General features: G+C 60.6%; 16 protein-coding genes and 8 pseudogenes. 11 read left to right on the forward strand and 13 right to left on the reverse strand.

Features of this window, described 5'->3' with window-relative positions:
- Together EN845_RS31285 and istB are read right to left on the reverse strand one after the other, a co-directional pair.
- A pseudogene (locus EN845_RS31285) lies at nt 1-285 on the reverse strand (hypothetical protein); the annotation flags it as partial.
- Between the two features lie 257 nt (nt 286-542).
- Nucleotides 543-1,331 carry an IS21-like element helper ATPase IstB gene (istB, locus tag EN845_RS31290; RefSeq protein ID WP_281033860.1) on the reverse strand — a complete coding sequence of 263 codons (789 nt, stop codon included), beginning with the start codon at nt 1,329-1,331 and terminating at the stop codon, nt 543-545.
- A gap of 167 nt (nt 1,332-1,498) precedes the next feature.
- Between istB and EN845_RS31295 the strand changes: the two genes are divergently transcribed.
- The 8 genes and pseudogenes from EN845_RS31295 to EN845_RS31320 all read left to right on the forward strand — a co-directional run bounded on the left by EN845_RS31295 (nt 1,499) and on the right by EN845_RS31320 (nt 6,457).
- Nucleotides 1,499-1,897, forward strand: coding sequence for a hypothetical protein (locus EN845_RS31295; protein ID WP_127308891.1), 399 nt, complete (start codon nt 1,499-1,501; stop codon nt 1,895-1,897).
- 35 nt (nt 1,898-1,932) lie between these two features.
- A pseudogene (locus EN845_RS31300) lies at nt 1,933-2,770 on the forward strand (ISNCY family transposase); the annotation flags it as partial.
- Nucleotides 2,770-2,931, forward strand: coding sequence for a hypothetical protein (locus EN845_RS35625; protein WP_164893201.1), 162 nt, complete (start codon nt 2,770-2,772; stop codon nt 2,929-2,931). The pseudogene EN845_RS31300 and the gene EN845_RS35625, both read left to right, overlap by 1 nt.
- 94 nt (nt 2,932-3,025) lie before the next feature.
- Nucleotides 3,026-3,142 (forward strand): annotated as a pseudogene (gene tnpB, locus EN845_RS31305) (IS66 family insertion sequence element accessory protein TnpB); the annotation flags it as partial.
- 143 nt (nt 3,143-3,285) lie between these two features.
- Nucleotides 3,286-3,612, forward strand: coding sequence for a hypothetical protein (locus EN845_RS36300; protein ID WP_245463781.1), 327 nt, complete (start codon nt 3,286-3,288; stop codon nt 3,610-3,612).
- Nucleotides 3,587-4,525: a site-specific integrase gene (locus EN845_RS31310; RefSeq protein ID WP_245463782.1), complete on the forward strand. Its 939-nt coding sequence runs from the start codon at nt 3,587-3,589 to the stop codon at nt 4,523-4,525. Before EN845_RS36300 ends, EN845_RS31310 begins: the two co-directional genes overlap by 26 nt.
- Nucleotides 4,522-5,454, forward strand: coding sequence for a tyrosine-type recombinase/integrase (locus tag EN845_RS31315; RefSeq protein ID WP_127308892.1), 933 nt, complete (start codon nt 4,522-4,524; stop codon nt 5,452-5,454). Before EN845_RS31310 ends, EN845_RS31315 begins: the two co-directional genes overlap by 4 nt.
- Nucleotides 5,438-6,457: a tyrosine-type recombinase/integrase gene (locus tag EN845_RS31320; protein WP_245478108.1), complete on the forward strand. Its 1,020-nt coding sequence runs from the start codon at nt 5,438-5,440 to the stop codon at nt 6,455-6,457. The genes EN845_RS31315 and EN845_RS31320 overlap by 17 nt, the downstream gene beginning before the upstream one ends.
- Nucleotides 6,458-6,916: 459 nt before the next feature.
- On the opposite strand, the pseudogene EN845_RS31325 reads toward EN845_RS31320, so the two are convergent.
- The 5 genes and pseudogenes from EN845_RS31325 to EN845_RS31345 all read right to left on the reverse strand — a co-directional run.
- Nucleotides 6,917-8,114: pseudogene (locus EN845_RS31325) on the reverse strand (IS91 family transposase).
- 12 nt (nt 8,115-8,126) lie between these two features.
- Nucleotides 8,127-9,008 (reverse strand): tyrosine-type recombinase/integrase, encoded by an 882-nt coding sequence (locus EN845_RS31330; protein ID WP_127308893.1) that lies wholly within the window; start codon nt 9,006-9,008, stop codon nt 8,127-8,129.
- 245 nt (nt 9,009-9,253) lie between these two features.
- Nucleotides 9,254-10,133, reverse strand: a pseudogene (locus EN845_RS36835) (tyrosine-type recombinase/integrase); the annotation flags it as partial.
- A pseudogene (locus EN845_RS31340) lies at nt 10,130-11,054 on the reverse strand (tyrosine-type recombinase/integrase). The pseudogenes EN845_RS31340 and EN845_RS36835, both read right to left, overlap by 4 nt.
- Nucleotides 11,055-11,240: 186 nt before the next feature.
- Nucleotides 11,241-12,209, reverse strand: a pseudogene (locus EN845_RS31345) (tyrosine-type recombinase/integrase); the annotation flags it as partial.
- Nucleotides 12,210-12,333: 124 nt separating this feature from the next.
- Between EN845_RS31345 and EN845_RS31350 the strand changes: the two are divergent.
- From EN845_RS31350 to EN845_RS31360, 3 genes and pseudogenes are all read left to right on the forward strand, one after another.
- Nucleotides 12,334-12,477, forward strand: a pseudogene (locus EN845_RS31350) (transposase domain-containing protein); the annotation flags it as partial.
- A 228-nt stretch (nt 12,478-12,705) separates the two neighbouring features.
- Complete coding sequence (locus EN845_RS31355; RefSeq protein WP_127308894.1) at nt 12,706-13,038, forward strand: hypothetical protein; 333 nt, start codon at nt 12,706-12,708, stop codon at nt 13,036-13,038.
- A gap of 320 nt (nt 13,039-13,358) precedes the next feature.
- Complete coding sequence (locus tag EN845_RS31360; protein WP_245478111.1) at nt 13,359-13,742, forward strand: hypothetical protein; 384 nt, start codon at nt 13,359-13,361, stop codon at nt 13,740-13,742.
- Between the two features lie 258 nt (nt 13,743-14,000).
- Here the strand turns inward: EN845_RS31360 and EN845_RS31365 are convergent, their stop codons facing one another.
- The 6 genes from EN845_RS31365 to EN845_RS31390 form a co-directional block, all read right to left on the reverse strand.
- A complete protein-coding gene (locus tag EN845_RS31365) occupies nt 14,001-15,443 on the reverse strand; it encodes an amidase (protein ID WP_127308899.1) in 1,443 nt (480 codons plus the stop codon).
- 82 nt (nt 15,444-15,525) lie between these two features.
- Complete coding sequence (locus EN845_RS31370; protein ID WP_127308895.1) at nt 15,526-16,527, reverse strand: ABC transporter ATP-binding protein; 1,002 nt, start codon at nt 16,525-16,527, stop codon at nt 15,526-15,528.
- Nucleotides 16,520-17,527, reverse strand: a complete 1,008-nt coding sequence (locus tag EN845_RS31375) for an ABC transporter ATP-binding protein (protein WP_127308896.1) — start codon at nt 17,525-17,527, stop codon at nt 16,520-16,522. Before EN845_RS31375 ends, EN845_RS31370 begins: the two co-directional genes overlap by 8 nt.
- A complete protein-coding gene (locus EN845_RS31380) occupies nt 17,524-18,453 on the reverse strand; it encodes an ABC transporter permease (protein ID WP_127308897.1) in 930 nt (309 codons plus the stop codon). Before EN845_RS31380 ends, EN845_RS31375 begins: the two co-directional genes overlap by 4 nt.
- On the reverse strand, nt 18,450-19,436 hold the full coding sequence (locus EN845_RS31385; RefSeq protein ID WP_127308900.1) for an ABC transporter permease: 987 nt from the start codon (nt 19,434-19,436) through the stop codon (nt 18,450-18,452). The genes EN845_RS31380 and EN845_RS31385 overlap by 4 nt, the downstream gene beginning before the upstream one ends.
- A gap of 17 nt (nt 19,437-19,453) precedes the next feature.
- Nucleotides 19,454-21,124 (reverse strand): ABC transporter substrate-binding protein, encoded by a 1,671-nt coding sequence (locus EN845_RS31390; RefSeq protein ID WP_127308898.1) that lies wholly within the window; start codon nt 21,122-21,124, stop codon nt 19,454-19,456.
- Nucleotides 21,125-21,315: the final 191 nt, after the last annotated feature.

Consider the following 21,315-nt stretch of genomic DNA (forward strand, 5'->3'; position numbering starts at 1 on the left):
GGTATCAACGGCCGCAGCCGTTTGGAACACAGCCGCTCCGATGCCTCCCACAAACACCACGAGCGCTTCGCGAACATCGCCGCCGTAGCGAAGGCTGTGCCTCTTGTTGCCAGGTATCTTCGACGCGTTGACGGAGCACTCGGTCGCATGCTTGCGATGATAACCGGTCACCGCGACGAACTCATCGAGGATGAGGCGCTTATCGCTTCGGCTCCCCGATCGATACCGCTCGACAATTGCTTCCACCAATTCCGACCGTGTCGCCATGCTGATCCGCCTTGCCATCCATCCTCCGAATCGGGATGACAACACCTGACCATCCCATCCGGAACAGCGACACTATTGGTAACATTTTGCTTGAGGCAATGCGCCCCTCGGCGACACTTAAAACTGCCCCCGCTTGGTTGATGGACTGTGGCTCGGTCCCGGAGTCCACAGGAGGGACCCGCGTAGCGGAGCGCCTCCGCGCGGCTGGCGGAGCGGAGCGCGGGAGGTACCTGTGGGCTCCCGGGTGCCGGCAAGCCGGGGCACAAATCTGTCGGCTATCGTGCGTCATGAGCCTTCTCCATGTTGAGGTTGGCTGAGTTGAAGATACCGGCACGGCGCTTCTCGCGCAGGCGGTAGCTGTCGCCGCGGATCGTGATGACATGGCTGTGATGGAGCAACCGGTCGAGGATGGCTGTGGCCACGACCGGATCGCCGAACACCTCGCCCCATTCGCCGACGGACCGGTTCGAGGTGATGAGCCGACTGCCGCGCTCGTAACGTCTGGAGACGAGCTGGAAGAACAGGTGCGCCGCGTTGGGGTCGAACGGCAAATACCCGAGTTCGTCGACGATCAGCAGCTTGGGCTTTGCATAGAACGCCAGGCGCTCTTCGAAGCGGCCCTCCTGATGCGCCTTGGCGAGGGCGGCAACCAAGGCCTGGGCGGCGACGAACAGCACCGAGTATCCTTCGCGGATGGCTTCGCGGCCTAGCGCAATGGCCAGATGCGTCTTGCCCACACCGGGTGGGCCGAGCAGCAGCAGCGTGTCGCCGTGCGCGATCCAGCGACAGACCGCCAGATCACGAATCTGCCCGGGATCGAGCGAGGGCTGGGCTGAGAAGTCGAAGCCGCTAAGATCGCGCACGGTGGGAAAGGGCGATCTTGCTGGCCATCTCGATCCGGCGCTCCTCCTTGCGAGCGACCTCGCGCTCGCAAAGGAAGGCCACGGCTTCCCGCACGGTGAGTTCCCGCCGCGCCACTTCGTCCAGAAGATTGTCGAGCTGGTACGGATCGCCGTTAGCTTGAGCCGTGTCAGCATCTCGATCAGCGCATCGTGGTCGACCATCACCAGCCTCCCCCGACCAGAAGTTCATATTCCCTCAGCGGACGCAAAAGCGCCGGATCCGGCGGACCGGACGGCAGTGCGGCCGGCTGCGCCAGCGCCGGAACCCTGGAGATCCCGGCGAAGTGAGCCGGTTCGTTCAGCCTCTGCCGGCGCCCGGCGCTCTCTGGATGGACGGCAACCTCCTTTCCCTCGTGCTGAATGCTGATGCGGCCGCCACAGACGACCACCCGGACCAGCTCGCCGAGCAGGTGCCAGGGCACACTGTAGGCATTCGTGTCGAGCTCGATGCAGCAATCGGATTGAACCCGCCGGGTCAGATCCCGGACCTGCCGGAATGGTGCACGCCCATCCAGCGGCCGCAGCGCCCTGGCTTCCGTGCGTCGGAACCGCTCGATCGGCAGTCGTTCAGCACAAGAATCGCAAACCTCGCACAAGACACGTCGCAAACGACGTCGTTAAACACGTGTCATAGGCCATCACGACGATGTCTGCGGCGCGGCAATCAAAGTGAGAGCGCGCATTGCCTCGTCGAAAATGTTCCTGAATGTTCAACCTGCCTCACATAAGTTGCTCCTACCGAGGGGTATGAGCAGGGGCGACGATGGGACGGCTGAGCCTGGCGACACGGAAAGAACTGACGACGGCGGTTTCAGAGCGCTATTTTGCTTCGACGCGAGCGGAGAAGGCGAGAATTTTGGATGAGTTCGTCGTCATCACCGGCTTTCACCGCATGCATGCGATGCGGCTGATACGACCCGTGAGGGGCCGGTTGTAGGCAGGCGAGCGCGGCCGCGGATTTATGATGAAGCGGAACGCAATGCGCTCATATTGCTCTGGGAGGCGTCGGACCGCGTCTGCGGCAAGCGGCTGAAGGCGTTGCTGCCCGTCCTTCTCAAGGCGATGGAACGGCACGGTCATTTCAACCTGGCGCCCGAAATCCGGGCAAATTGCTGGCGGTGAGCGCGGCCACGTTCGACAGGACGCTGGGACCGATCCGAGAAGGCTTGGGACGTCCTCGACGACGGCCCGCGGCGCACGCCCTGCGACGGAGCATTCCCATTAGAACGTCGGCGGATTGGGACGATCCAGCGCCAGGCTTCGTTGAGGCGGACCTCGTAGCTCATAGCGGCCCTTCGGCTCGCGGCAGCTTCATCCAAAACCCTCGTGCTCACCGACATTGCGACCGGCTGGACGGAATGTGCGCCGCTGCTGGTTCGCGAACAGACGCTGTTGAGCACGGTGCCACAGAATTGCGCAAGCAACTGCCCTTCGCGCTTCTCGGCCTGGATACGGACAACGACACCGCTTTCATGAACGAGAAGCTGAAGGCCTACTGCGACGCCGCCAACGTCGTCTTCACGCGCTGCCGCCCCTACCGCAAGAATGACCAGGCCTTTGTCGAGCAGAAGAATGACGCCGTGGGGCGTAGGATGGTCGGATGCCGCAGCAGGTCTTCGCCTGGCGCCGCGAAGCGCGCAAACAGGCCGCTTCGGTGCAGCAAGATTCTCTTGCCTTTGTGCCGGCGGTTTTGGCGGCGGCGGAACCTGTAGCCAGCCGTTCACCGAAGCAGCGGATCAAGCCACCCGAGATGCCGGCATGATCGAGCTTGAGATCGACGGCATCGCGATTCGCGTCGGCCGGGGCGCCGATACCAAGACGGTGGCCGCAGTGATCCGCGCGCTGAAGGCGACGTCGTGATCGGGCCGACGGGTGCGGTCAAGGTCATGGTGGCGACGAAGCCCGTCGACTTCCGCAAGGGTGCGGAGGGATTGGCGGCGCTGGTGCGAGAGACAATGGGGGCCGATCCGTTCTTATGCGTCGGGCGAGATTATGTGGCGGAGCCGCCCTGACGCCCGGCAAGGCCGGCCAAACCCCAGCTTGCCTCCGCCACATAATATTTCATGCCTCTCTCATGGGGCGGGATTCCCCTGTGCCACAACGCCGGAGGGGCAGAATGCTCGAGTTCTATTTTTCCTATTGTGGGGTGCTCAAGCGCCTGCGTAGCGGTGCACTCGGTGGCGAGATGGATCGCCTCGCGGAGCATTTTTTCGCCCTTGGTTACAAGCGAGCGTCCGCCAAGATTTACTTGAGCCGGATCGCGCGCTTTAGCCAGTTTGCCGCAACGCGCTGTGGTCGGATGCCGATCCATCAAGATGTCGTCGACAGCTATTTATGCACGTTTACTACAGATTCTCCACGCATTGGGGCAGCATCGGCGCTGGGACATGCACGGCGAGTGGCTCCGGAGCGCTTCATTGCTTCCGCTGCCCAGGGTAGATGATGATCCGGATACTCCGCTTCTGACCTCATTTTCCGACTATTTGCGCAAGGCGCGAGGACTTGAGCCGAAGACCCGCGAAGGCGTTCTACTGGGCGGCCGCCGCTTTCTGGATTGGTTCCGCCATCATCATCCCGGTCAAGACCTCGAGGCGTTGGCGGCCGAGCACGTGCTCGCTGCTGTCGAGCATCGGCTGTCCCTATCGGCGACCTCCGGCACCCGCACGGCAGCGACTTCTCACATCCGAACATTTCTTCGGTTTTTGTGTTGGGCTGGCCACCATGACCAGGATCTCGCCGCCGTCGTCCCAAGGACGCCTCATTGGCGTTTGGCGCATTTGCCACCGCGCCTTGCATGGGACGACGTTCGGCGCGCAATCGATGCGATCGGCGCAACGACGCCGGTCGACATCCGCGATCGAGCCGTCCTGCTGCTACTCGCCACCACCGGCATTCGCAACGGCGAGCTCCGCGCCATTCAGCTGCAGGATATCGACTGGCGAGCTGGCGAGATTTTTGTCCGGCGCACCAAGGGCAAGCGTGATCGCGTGGCGCCGCTGCTCGACGAGACCGGCGCCGCGCTCGCCGACTACATCCTGCGCGCGCGACCGAAGGTGGATAGTCCGTATCTGTTCCTGTCCTTCACGCCGCCCTTGGGACCGTTCAAGTGCGCGTCGCCTGTTTCGAGGATCGTACGGAAGCGGTTGCGGCATGGCGGGATTGAACTCGGGTGGGTCGGAGGTGCGCATCTTCTGCGCCACAGCCTTGCCACCCAGCTTGTCAGGCAGCGAAGGCCGATCAACGAGGTCGCCGATCTTCTCGGGCACCAGAGCATCAATACAACGGCGCTGTACGTAAAGGTCGCGACCTCGCAGCTCGCCGAGGTCGCACTCCCCTTTCCGGGAGGCGTCGCATGACCGCCTTTGCCCGATTCCTCGGCGAGAAGGCCGAGCGGTACATCGAGCTGCGCCACTCCCTCGGCTACGCCTTCAGCAAGCAAGCCGGCACGTTGCGGGCTTTCGTCCGCTACGTTGGGCGCGCTCAGCTCGATGCGCCCGCTACCCGGACGATGGCGCTGGACTTCGTCCTCTCGTTCGGCGGCGCCGCCAACAGCCGCGCAATTCGCCATGGCGTGCTCCGCCGGTTTTACGAGTATCTCGCCGTCTACGACGCCCGGACCGACGGCTTGGAGCGCAGAGCTTTCCCCAGATCCAGAGCGATTCCGCCTCCGCGTATTCTCAGCGAGGCTGAGTTGACGTCACTCATCGACGCATGCGCCCGCATTTCGCCTAGCATCCCTCTGCGAGGGCGGACGATGGCGACGCTGATCGGATTGTTGGCAAGTTCAGGGCTGCGATCGGGCGAAGTAGTCGGGCTTGATCGTTCCGACGTTGATCTCACCAACGGGGTTCTCCTCGTTCGGAAGATAAAGTTCCGCAAGGATCGTCTCGTTCCAGTTCACACGACAACCCAGTGTGCCCTTGGTTGCTATGCCCGTGAGCGCGACGCCGCTTTCCCCATATCCAAGGATCAGGCCTTCTTCCTCAGTTCCCGGGGCAACCGCCTCTCGGCGACCGGCCTGCAAAACGGCTTTGCCGAGGTCCGTAAACTCGCCGACTTTGATGGCGGCAAGCCGTTAAGGCCACACGATCTCAGGCATCGTTTCGCCGTGACCCGCCTCAGCCTCTGGCACCAACAGCGCGCAGACGTTCAGGCGCTATTGCCTTTGCTCGCCACATATCTCGGCCACGCCAGTTACAGCGACACGGCCTACTACCTCACGGGCTCGGCGGAGCTCCTCGCCATCGCGGCTGAGCGTGCCGCCCTCGATGGAGGCGCAGCATGAGCGAACACCTGCTCCTGGCGCGCTCCTGGAGTCCTATTTCCGCCGGCGCCTGACGAAGCAGCGCAATGCGACTCCCGCGACCGTGGCCAGCTATCGCGACGCCTTGCGCATGCTGATCCTCTTTGCCGCCGACCGGTTGCATAAGAAGCCGGCGGCGTTGGCGCTCGAAGATCTCGATCGAGACCTCGTTCTCGCTTTTCTCGACCAACTCGAGGAGAAGCGGAACAATTGCGTCGCGACGCGCAACGCCCGCTTGGCCGCGATCCGGTCTTTTTTCCACCACGTCGCTGCCGCCGACCCGGCGTCCTTCGGTGTCGCCCAACGCGTGCTGTCGATTCCCATTAAACGGGCACACATCGAGGTAACGCACCATCTCACCAAGGCCGAAGTGGATACCCTCATCGCGCCGCCCGATCCAAAGACGCCTCGTGGTCGGCGCGACCGAGCCTTTCTGCTCTTCCTGGCACGGACCGGCGCCCGGGTCTCGGAAGCCACCGGCGTCAACGCAAATGACCTTCAGTTGGAGCGCTCTCACCCGCAAGTGCTGCTGCGCGGCAAGGGGCGCAGAGACCGCGTCGTGCCCATTCCTAAGGACCTGGCGCGAGCGCTGACGACCTTGTTGGGCGAGCGCGGGATCACCCATCACGAGCCGCGACCGATATTCGTCGGCGCCCGCAACGAGCGCCTGACTCGCTTCGGAGCGACCCATATCGTGCGGCGTGCGGCGGCCGAGGCCGTGCCTATCAGGCCAGCCTTGGCCGACAAGCCCATATCGCCGCACATCTTCCGGCACTCCCTCGCCATGAAGCTTCTCCAGTCTGGCGTGGACCTTTTGACGATCCAAGCCTGGCTCGGGCACGCACAGGTCGCCACGACCCACCGCTATACCGCAGCGGATGTCGAGATGATGCGCAATGGACTCGAGAAGGCCGGCGTCAACGGCGATCACGGCGCGCGATTCCGACCGAATGACTCCGTTCTGCAACTGCTGAACTCCATCTGAATATTATGTGGCGGAGGCAAGCTGGGTTTGGCCGGCCCGAAAGCGGTCAGGGCGGCTCCGCCACATAATCTCGCACGACGCATAATGCAGAGCGTTTTTAGCTTGGCGTCGCGCAGAAAGGCGGGTGGCGAGAGCGCGCTGCGGTGGATCGCGACGGTGAGCTAAAAACGTGTTGGACTAAGCCGCGGGCAAGGGTGGCCGCTATGGGTTTTCAATTAGGGCCGCACCCATGAACAGGTATCGCATGACGGTGCGGATCCGGTCGCGGCCGCGGCAACTGAAGGCGTGGCATACGCCGAAAGCGGCACAGATATCGGTTCCGGCATGTGAGGATCGGCGCCGGCCCCTGCCTGGGAGAGGTTGCCGGTGATGACGGCGCACACTTTTGCAGGACCGGCTCAGTTTGGCTTCCGAGCCGGCCGGCGCGATTACTATGACAACGAAGGCGACGCCCCTGTTTCATGACGTATCCTGGTATTGCGGGCGTCCGGTGACGCCGTCGAATGTTTCGATGATGATCATCTGGCCTTGACGACAGGCGGGGCATTGCCTGAGGGAATGCCCGGTGAGGTCCTCGTAGCGGTCGCGATAGTCCTTTGCGGATCGGCTATCCGAGGGCTCGGGAACCGGCATGCCGAGCAGGTCGCGGCAGTGGGCGAGCTTTTGCGCACGATAGCGATTGCCGAGAAAGCCGTAGTAGCGGATGCGATGGAAGCCTTCGGGCAGGACGTGCAACAAGAAGCGGCGAATGAACTCATCGGCCGCGACGGCCATGACCTTCTGCCGACTGCCGTGCCGATAGTCCTTCCAGCGAAAGGCGACTTTGCCGTCCTCGATGGCGACGAGGCGATTGTTGGAAATGGCGACGCGGTGCGTATAGCGGCCGACGTAGTCGAGGACCTGTTCGGGTCCGGCGAAGGGCGGCTTGGCATAGATGACCCACTCGGCCTTTCGTAGCGGCGCCAAATAGCGCTGGAAGGCATTGCGCTCGCTCAAGGCCTGCAAGTCAGAGAAGAACTTCAACTGGCCGGCGTCGAAGGCTTTCTCCAGGTGCTGCAGAAACAATCGTCGGAACAGGCGCGAGAGCACGCGGACCGGCAGGAAGAAGCCGGGCTTGCAGGCGATCCATCGCGTGCGGTCCAGCGAGAACCCGCCACCCGGCACGACGCAGTGCAGGTGGGGGTGGTGCAGCAAATTTTGCCCCCAGGTGTGCAGCACGGCGAAGAAACCGATCTCGGCGCCGAGATGTCGGGGGTCGGCGGCGATCGTCCGCAACGTCTCCGCGGTAGCGCGAAAGAGCAGGCCGTAGGCGAGTGCCTTGTTCTGATACAATCGCGGCAATGGGCTCCGGCAGCGTGAAGACGACGTGAAAGTACGGGGTGTCGAGAAGCTCGGCGCGACGGTCCTCCAGCCATTGCGCGCGGGCCAGAGATTGGCAGCGGGGACAATGCCTGTCGCGGCAGCTGTTGAAGGCGATGCGCCTGTGGCCGCATTGATCACATGCTTCGACGTGCCCGCCGAGCGCGGCGGTCCGGCACAGTTCAATCGCCGTCATGACACGGCGCTGGGCGACCGACAGCGACGCATCATGCTGTGCGCGATAGGCTTCGCCGTAGTAGCGGAAGATATCCGCCACTTCCGGCCCCGAGCGGGCCATTGCCGTGACCGTTCAGAAGTATTGCGGCTTGGCAGGCGGCGGCATGGTGGGCGCCGGACGCGGCAAAAGCCCGAAGGGGCTCGACGTGGCGCAGACCTTGTTGGTGGCAATCCGCAGGTAATGGGCGGTGGTCGCAAGGCTCCTGTGACCGAGCAGCAGTTGAATGGTGCGCACGTCGGCACCGGCCTCCAGCAAATGGACGGCAAAGGCGTGCCGCAAGCCGTGTGGCGTGACCGGTTTGGACAATCCGGAAAGGTCATGCGCCTTCGCACAGGCTTGTCCCACCGCATCCCTGGTGATCGGTTGGCCGGCGCGATCGCCGGGGAAGAGCCACGCCTCTGGCCGACGCACCTTCCAATAGTTGCGCAGAATCTCCAGGAGCTTGGGCGACAGCATCACGTAGCGGTCCTTCTGGCCTTTGCCCTGCTCGACGAGAATGACCATTCTCTGGCTGTCGATGTTCGTGGGCTTCAGCTGTACCGCTTCCGAGATGCGCAGGCCGGCGGCATAGCAGGTAGTCAGGATGGCGTAATGTTTGATGTCGAGGACACAGCCGAGAAAACGCTGAACTTCCTCGGGACTGAGGACGATCGGCAGCCTCTGCGGCTTCTTGGGAAGCGGCAGGACCTCTTCAGGCACCCAGTCCCTCTCAAGTGTCACAGTGTAGAGAAAGCGCAGCGCCGCAATGGCGGTGTGGATCGAGCCGGGCGCCAGCTTCTTCTCGTTGGCCAGATAGACCTGATAGGTCCGAATGTCCTCGCGCCCGAGCAAGTCCGGTGACTTACAGAAGTATCGGGCGAACAGCGACACCTGTTGCAGATACGACAGCTGGGTGTTGAGCGCGAAGTTGCGCACCTGCATGTCCTCGCTCATGCGTTGGCGAAGTTGGGTCATGACAAACTCCTCCTTTGTCCGATGGAATGGGCTGCAAGCAGCCACTCCATGCTGACGCAGTCGGAGCTTGTTGTGGACACATGACCAGCGCGACAGACGACGCGATCAGGTCACGCCGGCGGCACACACCCTCCTTGCCGCTCCGCAATCGCGGAGCGGGTTAGTCCAGACCTGCTTATGCCGCGTGCGGCATAAGCAGGTTTCGATCAGCCAAGCGATCACCGCCCAATGCTCGGCGCTGCCGGATAGGTCAGCGTTGTTTCCATCGCCTCATGGCCCAGCCATAGGGCGATGACCGAACAATCGACGCCCGCCTGCAGCAGCTCCATTGCAGCGCTGTGCCTCAAAACATGTGGCGACACCCGCTTCGAGCGGAGGGTAACGCAGTGTTCGCGAGCCTTGGCGACATATTTGTTCAGCAGCGCCTGCACGCCGTCGGCGCTCAGCCTGCCGCCGTGCATGTTCGGAAAGAGAGCCGTTGCACCCCGTTTCCTGGGCTCGTTGAGCCAGCCCCGAAGGGCTTGCTGTGCAACCTTGGGGAGCGGCGTACTTCGCTCCTTGCGGCCCTTGCCAACGCATCGCACGTGGGCACCGTGCCCCAGCATCACCGAGTCCCGGTCGAGATCGATGATCTCCGACCCGCAACCCCGTTTGCGCGGCCAGCAACAGCAGAGTGTGATCACGCCGTCCCAGCCATGTGCTGCGATCCGGACAGGCCAGGATCGCTTCAATCTCGGGCCTGGTGAGAAACTGAAGCTGTCGCTTATCGCATCGCTTGCACGGGATCGCGAGCACGCGCTGAATCTGGGCGCTATGGGCCGGCTCCTCGAACGACGCATATCTAAAGAAAGACCAAATGGCCGTGAGGCGGAGGTTCCGGGTCCTCACTGAGGCGGATCGCAGTGTCTCGATGTCTTCCAGGAATGCGCCGATGAAAGGCGCGTCCAAATCCCGAAGTGTCAACTGCGACGGAGACCTGCCAAGGCGTGTCTGCGCGAATGCAAACAGGAGCCGGAAGGTGTCGCGATAGCAGGCAATGGTGTTGGAGCTTACGCCTCGATGTCGCATGAGCCGATCGGTGAACCATCGCTCGATCAGCACGGCCAGATCGTTCGAGGCACTCATGAGCGAACCTCCCACCGCTCATCCAGCAGTCGCGCGGCATGGGTCATTAGCTCCGGCGCGGCGGATAGATACCAGTAGGTGTCGCGAACATTGGCGTGGCCGAGAAAGGTCGAGAGGACCGGCAGTTCCCGCTCGACATCTTCGCCCGCACGATACCAATTGGTCAGGGCCTGGACTGCGAAACGGTGACGAAGATCGTGAATCCGCGGACCATCGCTCTGCCCCCGCTGCCACAGACCGATCTGTCGCGACAGCTGCCAGAACACCCGGTGCACGTATTGGTGCAGCAATCTGCCGCCCTGCTCGGCGACAAAGAAATAGGGGCTACGAGGCGCGACGAGATGCGCGTCGCGTCGCGCGGCATAGTCCGACAGCACGGCGACCGTCGTGGCATGGAGCGGGACCAGCCGCGACTTGCCGAACTTCGTCTCCCGAATGGTGAGGATACCTTGGTCGAGATCGACGTCGTCTCGGCGCAGGTCGAGCGCTTCGGAATGGCGTAGCCCGGCGACCGCTATCAATCCGAACAGACAATGATATGTCCAGCGACGCAGGGCGTTGGCCGGCGGCAGCGACAGTGCCGCCGCCAGAAGCGCCGTGATCTCAGCATCGTTATAGATGTAGGGCTTTGCACGCCGCGCCGGCGACACAGCGTCTTGAGGTGGCACTTCCGTTATGGGGTCGAAATGAGCGAGGTGCAGAGCGAAGCAGCGCACATCGGTTAGGCGGATGGACCAACTCGGTTGTCGGCCGATCAACGTCACCCACTTCATTGCCAGCGCCGTGGTGACGGTCTCGGCGCCGCGAGCCTCCATGAAGGTGACGAAATCCGACAACCGTCGAGCGGGGCCATGATACTTGTATTCCCAATCCCTGGCGCATGCCCACATAGCGCTCGAGCGCTGTTCGAAGACGGCTCATTGGACACCTCCCGGCCAGGGCAGGCTCAGTTCGCGCAGCTTCTCGATGTCGAGCTTGGCATAGATCCTTGTGCTGTCGATGCTCCGGTGACGAAGCAACTGGCCGATCTCGGCAAAGCTGGCCCACCGACCGCAGCAGGTCGGTCGCAAGGCTGTGGCGGAAGAGGTGCGCGCCGTGGTGCGCATAGCCGTGAATACCCGCCCGCTCTAGGGCCTCCTTCGCGATCATCGTGATGGCGCAGCCTGAGGCAAAGCCGACGTGCGGAGCAAGCATTCGCAGAAATAACCGGCGACACGGTGAAGCCGGCCGCCCATGCCGGATGTAGGCGACGATAGCTGCACCGACGTCGTGGCGTAGCGGCATCATCGCTTGCCGCCGTCCCTTGCCATGGACGAGGACACTGCCCGACTGCCAATCGATATCGTCAAGACTGAGCGCGGCAACCTCGCTGGCGCGCAAGCCCAGCTTGGCCAGCGCCATCAAAACCGCATAGTCGCGAAGCCCCATTGCCGTGGTCCGATCGCAGGCATCGAGAACCACCTGAACCTTCTGTGGTGGCAGGAAGGTTGGTAGGCCAGCAAGCCGCCAGCGACGGATCGACGGCACACAATCGGCGGAGCCATCAAGAGCATGTCGCTCGACATAACCGATGACGATCTCCGGGGTGAGCGCTGCAAACCCATCTGCGCCAGCCGGACAGACCTCCTGCAGAAATCGGCGTGAGAGCAGCTTGTGGCTTTCCACCGTCGAGGCGGCGAGCCCTCTCTCATTCGTGAGGTAAGCCGCGAACACATCAACAATCTGCTCGTACTCCGTGCGCTCAATCGGAAGGGCGGTTGGTATCAAACCTTCTTGCCGTAACGCGGCAAGCAAGCGCCGGAGCGCCGATCGGTCGCCCGAATCGATGCTCCAGTGTTTGGAACGGTGCTCAAGAAACCGCTCAACATGAACTTCGCTTAAATCCTGGAGATCGTGCCCGTTGCCGACATGCCAGTCTCTCAACTCACGAAATATGCTTAGCGATCGCCAGGTGCATTGCCGACCGAAGCCTTCGTCCGACAATCTGCCCGCATAAACGCGTGCAAACTCGCCATATGGCCCGTGGATCAGCTTCCGATAAAGTGCGCTGCGTTGCAGATACTCATTCGCGTTCATGTGTCCTCTCCTTCGCGCCAATCGCGACGGAGAGACCCTAATCTATGCCGATCCTGCAGCGGCTAAGTCATGAAAAACGTTGGCGGAAACGCGCCCGCTCGGCATAGTTCGGTGGTCGGCATAAACCTGCAAGCTGAACGACGTCGAGCCGCTCGGCTACCTCGCCGACGTGCTCACGAGGATCATCGACGGCCACTTGAACAGCCAGATCGACGATCTCCTGCCCTGGGCCTACATCACCCCTCCAGAGCTTAAGGCCGTAGCCTGAGAACACCGCTACGATGAAAGCACACGAGGCGGATAGTTAGTTGAAGCAGCCGGAAGCTATCACGCCGGGTTCAACCACGATAGGTTCTGGCATCAACTGGGTTGGCCAACGAGACACACCCACCAGGCGGGCTACAGTGATGGCGATCACACCTACGCCCTCGGCAGTGGCCAATGCGATTGCGTTGATGAAGCTTCGGATGTGCCCATTGAATGAGGCGGCGGCATAATGAGTGACCACAAGCACGGCATTTACGAGAACTGTGGATGCGATAAATGCACAGCGGCTCGCGGCGGCTCCGAATCGGCTGCCCTCTCGGAAGTGCCTGAAAGCACATACGTGCTTACGGTAGAAAAGATAAAGCCAGTCTGGGCTGCGCTCCTTGCAATGGCGGAAGACATCCGTAGCGGCCAAGACAACCTTTCTGAGGCGGACTGGCCCGCTGCTGATGCAGTTTTGGCGGATCTAACGCAGATCATGGAAGCTCGCCGCTTCCTGGAGCAGAAAGCGGCAGAAAATACGGGGCATCCATTTTGTCATTTTGTCCATGATGTCGGCTAGTTGCTGGTGGCTCCGCGACAGCGCTTACTCGGCTGAAGGTCTGGCGCAGCGAACAGGCGGACGCGTTGCTGTTTGCCCCCCTTGAACAAGGAGCCGCCGATCCTGGAGATCGCAAGGCCATACTGAGGCGCCGTGGGCGCTCGCGAAGGAGGCCGGGAGCAAAATGGATGAGGCAACGCTCGAATCTCGGGGAGCGTCGTTACGTGAGGCAATACGACCTCTTTCCAGATTGTCGCGCTATAATGTCAGGCAGGCGGTGACAATCGGGCGGTTACGATCGACTGGAAGCTGGTGACGACTTACCGGTCGAAGATCTCTCCGTGGCGGTCGAGAAGTTCGGCTGGTATGCCCTGCGCTGGAAGGCGGAGGTGTTCCACAAGGTCATGAAGTCCGGCTGCCGTGCTGAGGAGGCAAGGCTCGAGACCGCCGAGAGGCTGGCGAAGTTCCTCGCCCTCATCGCGGTGGTCAGCTGGCGCATATTCTTCGTCACGATGTCGGCGCGCGCCAAGCCAGACGCCGCGCCCGACAGCGTTCTCACCTTCGCCGAGATCACTACGCTCAACCCGATCGACGCGTCCCGAACGCGACCGCGCCTCCAACGGACCACTCTCGCCGCTTACCTGCTGCAAATCGCCATGCTTGGCGGCTATCTCGCCCGCAACCATGATCCGCCTCCGGGTATATGGTCGTCTGGCGTGGCATGACCCGGTTGCACGACATCGCTCTCAAGCCGACGATGTGGTTATTCGGAAGCTTCACCGGCGGCGTACGCCTGGTCCAGGGGTGATACGGCTCGGTCAGCCGGCGCTGAGGTTTTTGCGGTGCAGACGCGGTCGAAGATGGATCCAGAAGGTTTCGGCTGGAGCCGTGGCGGTTCTTGGGCAGGTTGGCGCGAAGGCCGTGCCATTGTTGGTGAGCACGATGTGGTCCTTTATAGAAAGACCTGCACGATAGACTGCAGATTAAGCCCGCGAAACCCCAGCTCGTACGTTTGGACGCCGGTCAATCCAAGGTCGGGCATCCTCTAGGTCTCGTGCCATACGGACCAGTGTTGCCTCATCCCCAAAACGGCCGACGATCTGAACGCCGATCGGCAGTCCATCAGTGCTTTGCGCCAGAGGCAAACTGACCGAAGGTTGACCAGTCACATTGAACACGCCGAGGTGGCCACCTTCTTGATACTCGGCTTGTATAAATTCTTCTACCGAGACGGTTTCATTGGTCAAGGTGTCGATCCCGCCATGCGGCCGGGCGACGGTCGACATTACCGGGGTCAAAAGTATATCGAAGGCATTGATTGCCTCGCCCACCTTGAGCCGCATTCCTCGGATGGCCTCATGTATCTCAGTTGAGATTGAGAGAGGCTGCTTCTGCCCTCGTTGATAAAGTTTAAGGTTAACCGGCTCTAGGGTGTCTGCGCTAATGGAGCGTCCCAAGGCGCGCGCCGCACTTTCGAGCCAACTTGCCCCCATATCTGACAACCCCAGCATTATCTTCGGCAATTCTTCGAATTCATATGGCGGGGGGATTTCTACTACCGAGTGTCCCATTTCTTCGAGCAGTGACGCGATCCCGTCGACCGCTTGTAGAACTTGAGGCTCGAGATCAACCGGGCCCCATTTTGTCCTGGCAAGCCCGACCCTCAGGTGCCCGGTGGAGTGTAAAAGTTCCTCAACGTAAGGGCGATTCGGCTGGACGATAACAAATGGGTCCCCAGGCTCGGGACCAGAAAAGACATCAAGCGCTGCTGCCATATCTCGCACAGTTCGACATAGGACAAAATGCCTAGATAGACCGAACCACCCGTCTTGACCATTCGGGCCACCAGAAATGCGACCGCGAGACGGATTCAGCCCAACAAGCCCGCACCAAGCCGCAGGTTGTCGAATGGATCCACCACCGTCGCTTGCATGCGCGATTGGTGTGATCCCAGCCGCCACTGCCGCCGCAGCACCTCCAGAAGAGCCGCTTGCTGAACGGTTCAAATCCCACGGATTGCAAGTAATCCCATTGACAATCGTTTCAGTCATACCGGACATACCAAGCTCCGGCGTTGCTGTTCTTCCGATTGTTCGAAGTCCAGCATCCCGGGCGCGCCGAAAGTAAAAGCTGTCGGTTTTGGAACGGCAACCTTTGAACAGCCGACTTCCCATTTCCTGGAGACGTCCAGCTTCGCTGGCTCCAATATCTTTGCGAAGGAAAGGCACACCGTTCAGAAGCCCGGAAGCTGGGCCTGAAATTGTCTCGGCGTCTTCATAGAATTCGATTACAGCGTTGACGCGTGGATTCACATCGTCGTAAGCCTGCCGCGCCAAACCCGTCAGTTCCAAAGCGGTGACCTCCCCTTGATTGACCAGAGCTGCCAAACCGGTAGCGTCGAATTCTGTATACTCATTTAATTTCATTAATGCAGCCTCGGGTTGATTGTTAAACATTACGTCTAACGACGGCATTCAAATCAACGTGGGTATGTCTTGCTGGACGGAGTTATGTCGCCAGCCAACATGCAGCGGTGTGGTTCGCGGCCACCTCGATGGCCGGCGGCTCCTCCTCCTTGCAGCGGTGGAAGGCAACCGGGCAGCGAGGATGGAAACGACAGCCCTTGGGCACGCGTGCGGCGCTTGGAACCTCTCCTTGCAACGCCGGCAGACCGACGCGACTAGCGTCGCTGCGAATTTGCGGCGTCGCGTTGCGCAGTGCGACCGTATAAGGGTGGTGTGGATTGAATGTGATCTCGTCGGCGCTGCCGATCTCGACCAATTTTCCAAGATACAAAACGGCAATCCTGTCGGCGATCAACCACGCAAGCGGAAGATCGTGGGTGATGAACAGCAACGCCATGTTGTGCTTTGCGCGCAAGTCGACCAAGACCTGAAGAATCTGTGCGCGTATAGAAACATCGAGCATTGACACAGGTTCGTCGGCGACGATGAGCTTCGGTTTCACGGCAAGCGCTCCGGCAATCACCACCCGCTGGCGCTGGCCACCAGACAGCTCGTGCGGGAAACGGGAAAAGAAATCACCAGGAGGATTGAGCCCGGCGGCTGCAAGCGCCTCGCTCACACGATCTGCAAGCTGCTTCCCGCCCTCGACCAGTTGCAGTGACCGCAATGGCTCTGCCACAATCTCGAACACGGTGTGGCGCGGATTGAGCGCCTGATAAGCGTCCTGGAAGATCATCTGCACGCGGTGCCGGTAAGGACGCAGGGCCGAAGAGCCGCGCACTGAGCTCATGTCCTCGTCCTCGAACAACAACCTGCCGCTTGTTGGCTGTGCAAGCTTGGTGATTGCGCGGCCTACCGTCGTTTTACCGCTTCCCGACTCTCCGACCAAGGCGACGATCTCGCCCCGTCTGATGTTGAGATCGATCCCGTCCACCGCGCGGACGGCGCGGGGAGGTCGGCCCAAGACGCGGTCGAACAGCCCACCCTGTATGGGAAAGTGAACTTGCAGGCCCTCGAGACGCAGGAAGTTGGCGTTGTCAGGCATGAGCAGCGACCTTGTCTTCTTGCAAGAACCGGTGAAGGTGACAGGCGACGCGTCCCCGCCCGACTCCAGTGAGGCTAGGTACTTCTGTCTGGCATACCCCCATGGCCGAAGGGCAACGTGGATGGAAGGCGCACCCCGACGGCCGATTCACCAGACTGGGGGGATCACCGGGTATATGCCGGATCACCTTTTTGCCGCTCGCCGGGTTCGGGATCGAGTCGATCAGCAATCGCGTGTACGGGTGCTTAGGCTTGCCGAAGATCTCAGCGACAGTGCCGTCCTCGACGAGGCGGCCGGAATACATGATCATCACCCGATCACAAGCCTCAGCCACCACAGAAAGATCGTGAGTGATTAAAATGAGAGCAAGGTTAAGCTGCGATCGCAAGTCACCCAGCAGTTTGAGAATCTGAGCCTGGGTAATGACGTCGAGCGCCGTGGTCGGCTCATCACCAATGACGATCGAGGGGCGACATGCCAGCGCCATGGCAATCATCACCCTTTGTCGCATACCGCCCGACAACTCGTGGGGATAGGCAGCGCCGCGATCTGCCGGAATGCCGACGAGTTCGAGCAGTTCTCTTGCCCGCGCGGTTGCCTCGACACGCGACATGCCAAGCTTCAGCACACACGGCTCGGCTATCTGCTTGATGATGCGGTGAACAGGATTAAGCGCATTCATCGCGCCCTGGAAGACAACGGACGTTTCACTCCAGCGATGTGGCCGCATCGCCGCATCGTCATCGATCGGCAGTCGCTTACCGCGATATCGTACCTCACCCCCGCTGACCCGCGCGTTGGGTGAAAGCAGACCCGCGATCGCCATTGCAGTCGTAGTCTTCCCGCTGCCCGATTCACCGACGAGGCCAACCGCCTCTCCGGCCCGGAGCGCGAAGCTCACGCGGTCGATCGCACGCGATGAAACGCCCTTGAGCCCATAATCGACAGAGAGCCTGTCGACCTCCAGAAGCGGTGCGTTGTCCTGGGACGAGTTTATCATGGGATCACCCTGCGTCGTGGGTTAAAGGTGTCGTCGAGGGCATTGCCGATCAGGACGAAGCTAAGCGAAACCGTAAGGACGCATACTCCTGGGCTGAGGTCCCACCAGGCTCCTGCACTGGCAGCACCGGCGCGTTGAGCGAGCGCAAGCAAAGTGCCCCATGAAGGCTGCAAAGGGTCGCCAAGTCCAAGGAACGAGAGCGATGTCTCAACATAGATTGCGCCTGCGACAACTAGAGCGCCATTGGCCGTGATTTGCGGCACGAGGTTGGGCAGGATGTGCTTTACCATGATGACGATATTGCTGCTGCCCACAACCCGCGCGCGATCTACGAATGTTCGCTCCTTAAGCGACAGCGTTTGGCTGCGAACGATCCGCGCAACAAAAGCCCAGCTCGTCATTCCGATAACGACAATAATCACAAAAAGAGAAGGACGGAACCCGAAGATATCTCCACCGCGCCCCCAAACTTCAAGGATTACTGGCGTGATGACCAGCGCCAGCACGAAGGAGGGCATGACAAAAAAGAAATCCGTCAAGCGCATCAGCCAGACGTCAACCCTTCCACCGTAATAGCCCGCGCTGATACCAACAGTGGTGCCGAAGACAAGGCTTATCACGGTCGCCAGCACCGCGATCGTCAGCGATATCCGGGCACCATGGACAACCAGATTGAGCACGTCTCGCCCCACATCATCGGTGCCCAGCAGATGCTGGCTTGATGGTGGCGCGAGGAAATCGCCCGTAGCGTTGATTGCAGTTTGGAGCGGTCCTACAAGGATATTTGGGACGGCAGCCAGCACAAGAAAGAAGACTAAACATAGGACGCCAGCCTGAGCACCGCCCCGGCCAAGAAATTGACGCAGAAAGCTTTTTATCGCTCGCGCTCGGCCTCGCGGGGGATACCGAACTGTTCCTTCGCTCATTGCCGGACTCGCGGATCAAGAAAGCCGTAGGCCAGGTCGGCTACAAGGTTTGCGACAACAATCGACGCACCAAGCAACAGAAATATGCCTTGAAGGACAGGGTAGTCCCGTGCATTCAGCGCTTCCACTGTCAGCCCTCCGATACCCGGCCAGGCGAATACGGCTTCGATGGTGATGGCCCCGGCGACTACGTAGCCAAGATTAAGAGCAATCAGCGTTACGACGGGCAACATTGCGTTGCGAAATGCATGACGCATTAGCATCTGACGGTTGGTCAGCCCTTTGGCCCGCGCAGTTACCATATAATCTTCTGTGACTACGTCACTCATCGCTGCACGTGCGACCACGACGTATTGGCCGATCAGCCCAAGTGCCACCGCGGTAACCGGAAGCGTGAGATGCAGCAGATAGTCGAGGAACGAACCAAGGGAGCCCGTGATCGCGCCGGGCGAGTATGCACCGTAGCCGGGAAACCAACCCAATGCCGTGCTGAAGACTACCACCAGGAGCATGCCGAGCCAGAACGAGGGTGTCGAATAGAGCGCCAGAGAGGTTGCCGTGGCGATATGATCGACGGCACCTCCTCTGCGCCACCCTGCATATAGGCCAAGCATGACACCCCATGGGATGGCGATTAATTGGGCTAGACCTACAAGGGCAATGGTGGCCGGCAAACGCTCCAAGATTAGGTCAGCGACATGTCTGCCCCTGAACTTGAAGCTGTAGCCTAAATCGCCCTGAATAGTTGCCGACAAGTAGTCGATAACCTGGTCCGGGAATAGCGGCCGATCGAGGCCCCAGTTCTGGCGCAGCGCCTGCATTTGCTCGGCTGTCACGCTGCTGCGTGCTCCGCCGAGCAGAAGCTTGGCTGGGTCGCCCGGAATGATCCTGAACAAAACGAAGTTCAGGACTCCCACCATCAGAAGTGTCACAATCGCCCTAATGACGATGCGCACGATGCGCCGGCTCCTTGGCCCTCCCATTGCGAAGGCACTAGACATCAGACCGGCCTCAGACGATCGAACGGGAAATAGCCCCACATTGATACGGCATCCTCTGTCCCCCAACCTTGGATGCAGTCCGTTCGATGCGCGTCGAGCAGAAAAGGGTAACACAGCATGATGTAGGGCGCTTGTGTGTAGATGAGACGCGTCGCCTCGTCGACCAGCTGCTTGCTTTTCGCGAGGTCAACCGTGACGTCCGCTTCTGAAAGAAGTGAGTCAAACTTGTCATTTCTCCAATAAGAGGTGTTGTTTGTCCCAATGCCCTTGCTGTTACCCAAGTTGAGGATGTCGTGTGGGGTGGGCGACAGCCAAGTCGAAGAGACCAACAGGTCCCAGCCTCCACCGCCATTGGCCGGTGCTGCTGTGCGGGCGCCCAGCGCGCCGGTTTCAAGCTGCGTCACTGACACCGGAATGCCAATTTGCCCCAACCAACCAGCAACGAGTTGCACCGCCGCGATCGGAATCTCGAGGCCGCCCCCGGATGCTCCGGTGATCAGCTCAAGTTGAAGGCTGTTTCCCTCCTCGTCCTCCCGAAGTCCGTCGCCGTTTGTGTCGAGATAACCGGCGGCATCAAGCCGGCGAGCAGCCTCAGCAAGGTCAAAGCGGCGCCTTATGTCGCTCAACTCTGAATAGTAATCGGTCGCCGCCGGCATGACCACCCCCACGCCCGGGTCGGCATGCCCACGAAAGGCGCGATCGACGATGGTCTTCTGATCGATCGCGTACCCAATGGCATCGCGAAACGCCGTATCTTGCAGGGCCTTCGTGCTGCCTGCCCCCTCCCCGGACGCAGTGTTGAAGGCCAGATAGTTCCGTTGTTCGACCCGCGATTGGCCGACCCTAATGTCGGAATGGTTGGAGAGATCCTCCCACTGAGCAGATGTGATGCCATAACCGTAGTCAAGGTTGCCACTTTTTAGACCTTGGGCGATGGGATCTGCTGTATTGAACAGGTTCAAAATCATGCCTGCCATGGGCGGCTGTCCCATGCGAAAATACTTGTTCGACGCCAAGCGGACAAATTGACCCGGCTGAAACTCTGAAACAATCATGGGGCCTGTGCCCACCAGCGGAGGATCATTGCGAAAGGTGTTACGCGCGTCGGCGTGGCTAATCTTCGCCCAAATGTGCTCGGGAACAATCAGAACTGCATTATTGACTGGCCATCGCGTTGGAAGCTTGGTCACAATTTGGAGGGTTTCATCATCAATAGCCCTAATGGACTCGACGTTTTCCAACCCAGCAGCATTATTCCACCCAACATTCAGCTCGTTTGGGGTGCCGATAGACTCGCGCAAATAGTTATAGGTGAATGCAGCGTCTCTGGCTGTGGCGGGTTGGCCGTCTGACCACCTCATGCCCGGCCAGATTTTAAACGTCCATGTCAGATTGTCATGCGCAACCGACCATTCCTTGGCAAAGCCTCTCCGATCACGATGGCGTTGCGCATCCATGCCAACGAGAGGGTCATAGGTGAATGCAGTCGGCCAAAAGGACGACCAAGTAGCGAATGGATTCATTGTGTCGGCAGCCCAAATTGCTGCCATGCGCACGATCTGATCACCACATGACGATGCAAGGGCCACAGAGCTCGCGAGCAAGGGGGCCGCCGATCCGAGAAGCATCGCCTTGATTAAGAGGCGGCGGTTGACTGGCAACATATTCATTTACATCCCTCCCTTAAGAATATTGTTCTCCTTGTCTTGCCGTCGCGAATACGGCCGCACTAGGCGTCAACTGAACACCCGGACTTCGACGATTCTTGACTGCCAAGATTGAGGTTCAAAGCCGCGCAACGACGCTTGCGGCGGCTGTGCCCGCTCATTCCAAAGCTCCACCTAGGCACTCGTGGATCTCT

It is taken from the genome of Mesorhizobium sp. M8A.F.Ca.ET.202.01.1.1, from assembly GCF_004791595.1.
GTDB lineage: Bacteria > Pseudomonadota > Alphaproteobacteria > Rhizobiales > Rhizobiaceae > Mesorhizobium.

Bases quoted from the DNA above. Each gene is read 5' to 3' on its own strand.
- EN845_RS31330 (WP_127308893.1), bottom strand. From the start codon at position 9,008: ATGACCCAACTTCGCCAACGCATGAGCGAGGACATGCAGGTGCGCAAC.
- EN845_RS31380 (WP_127308897.1), bottom strand. From the start codon at position 18,453: ATGAGCGAAGGAACAGTTCGGTATCCCCCGCGAGGCCGAGCGCGAGCG.
- EN845_RS31295 (WP_127308891.1), top strand. From the start codon at position 1,499: ATGGACGGCAACCTCCTTTCCCTCGTGCTGAATGCTGATGCGGCCGCC.
- EN845_RS31320 (WP_245478108.1), top strand. From the start codon at position 5,438: ATGGAGGCGCAGCATGAGCGAACACCTGCTCCTGGCGCGCTCCTGGAG.
- EN845_RS31315 (WP_127308892.1), top strand. From the start codon at position 4,522: ATGACCGCCTTTGCCCGATTCCTCGGCGAGAAGGCCGAGCGGTACATC.
- EN845_RS31375 (WP_127308896.1), bottom strand. From the start codon at position 17,527: ATGATAAACTCGTCCCAGGACAACGCACCGCTTCTGGAGGTCGACAGG.
- EN845_RS31365 (WP_127308899.1), bottom strand. From the start codon at position 15,443: ATGAAATTAAATGAGTATACAGAATTCGACGCTACCGGTTTGGCAGCT.
- EN845_RS31390 (WP_127308898.1), bottom strand. From the start codon at position 21,124: ATGAATATGTTGCCAGTCAACCGCCGCCTCTTAATCAAGGCGATGCTT.
- EN845_RS35625 (WP_164893201.1), top strand. From the start codon at position 2,770: ATGCCGCAGCAGGTCTTCGCCTGGCGCCGCGAAGCGCGCAAACAGGCC.
- EN845_RS31370 (WP_127308895.1), bottom strand. From the start codon at position 16,527: ATGCCTGACAACGCCAACTTCCTGCGTCTCGAGGGCCTGCAAGTTCAC.
- EN845_RS31385 (WP_127308900.1), bottom strand. From the start codon at position 19,436: ATGGGAGGGCCAAGGAGCCGGCGCATCGTGCGCATCGTCATTAGGGCG.
- istB (WP_281033860.1), bottom strand. From the start codon at position 1,331: ATGGTCGACCACGATGCGCTGATCGAGATGCTGACACGGCTCAAGCTA.
- EN845_RS31355 (WP_127308894.1), top strand. From the start codon at position 12,706: ATGAGTGACCACAAGCACGGCATTTACGAGAACTGTGGATGCGATAAA.
- EN845_RS36300 (WP_245463781.1), top strand. From the start codon at position 3,286: ATGCTCGAGTTCTATTTTTCCTATTGTGGGGTGCTCAAGCGCCTGCGT.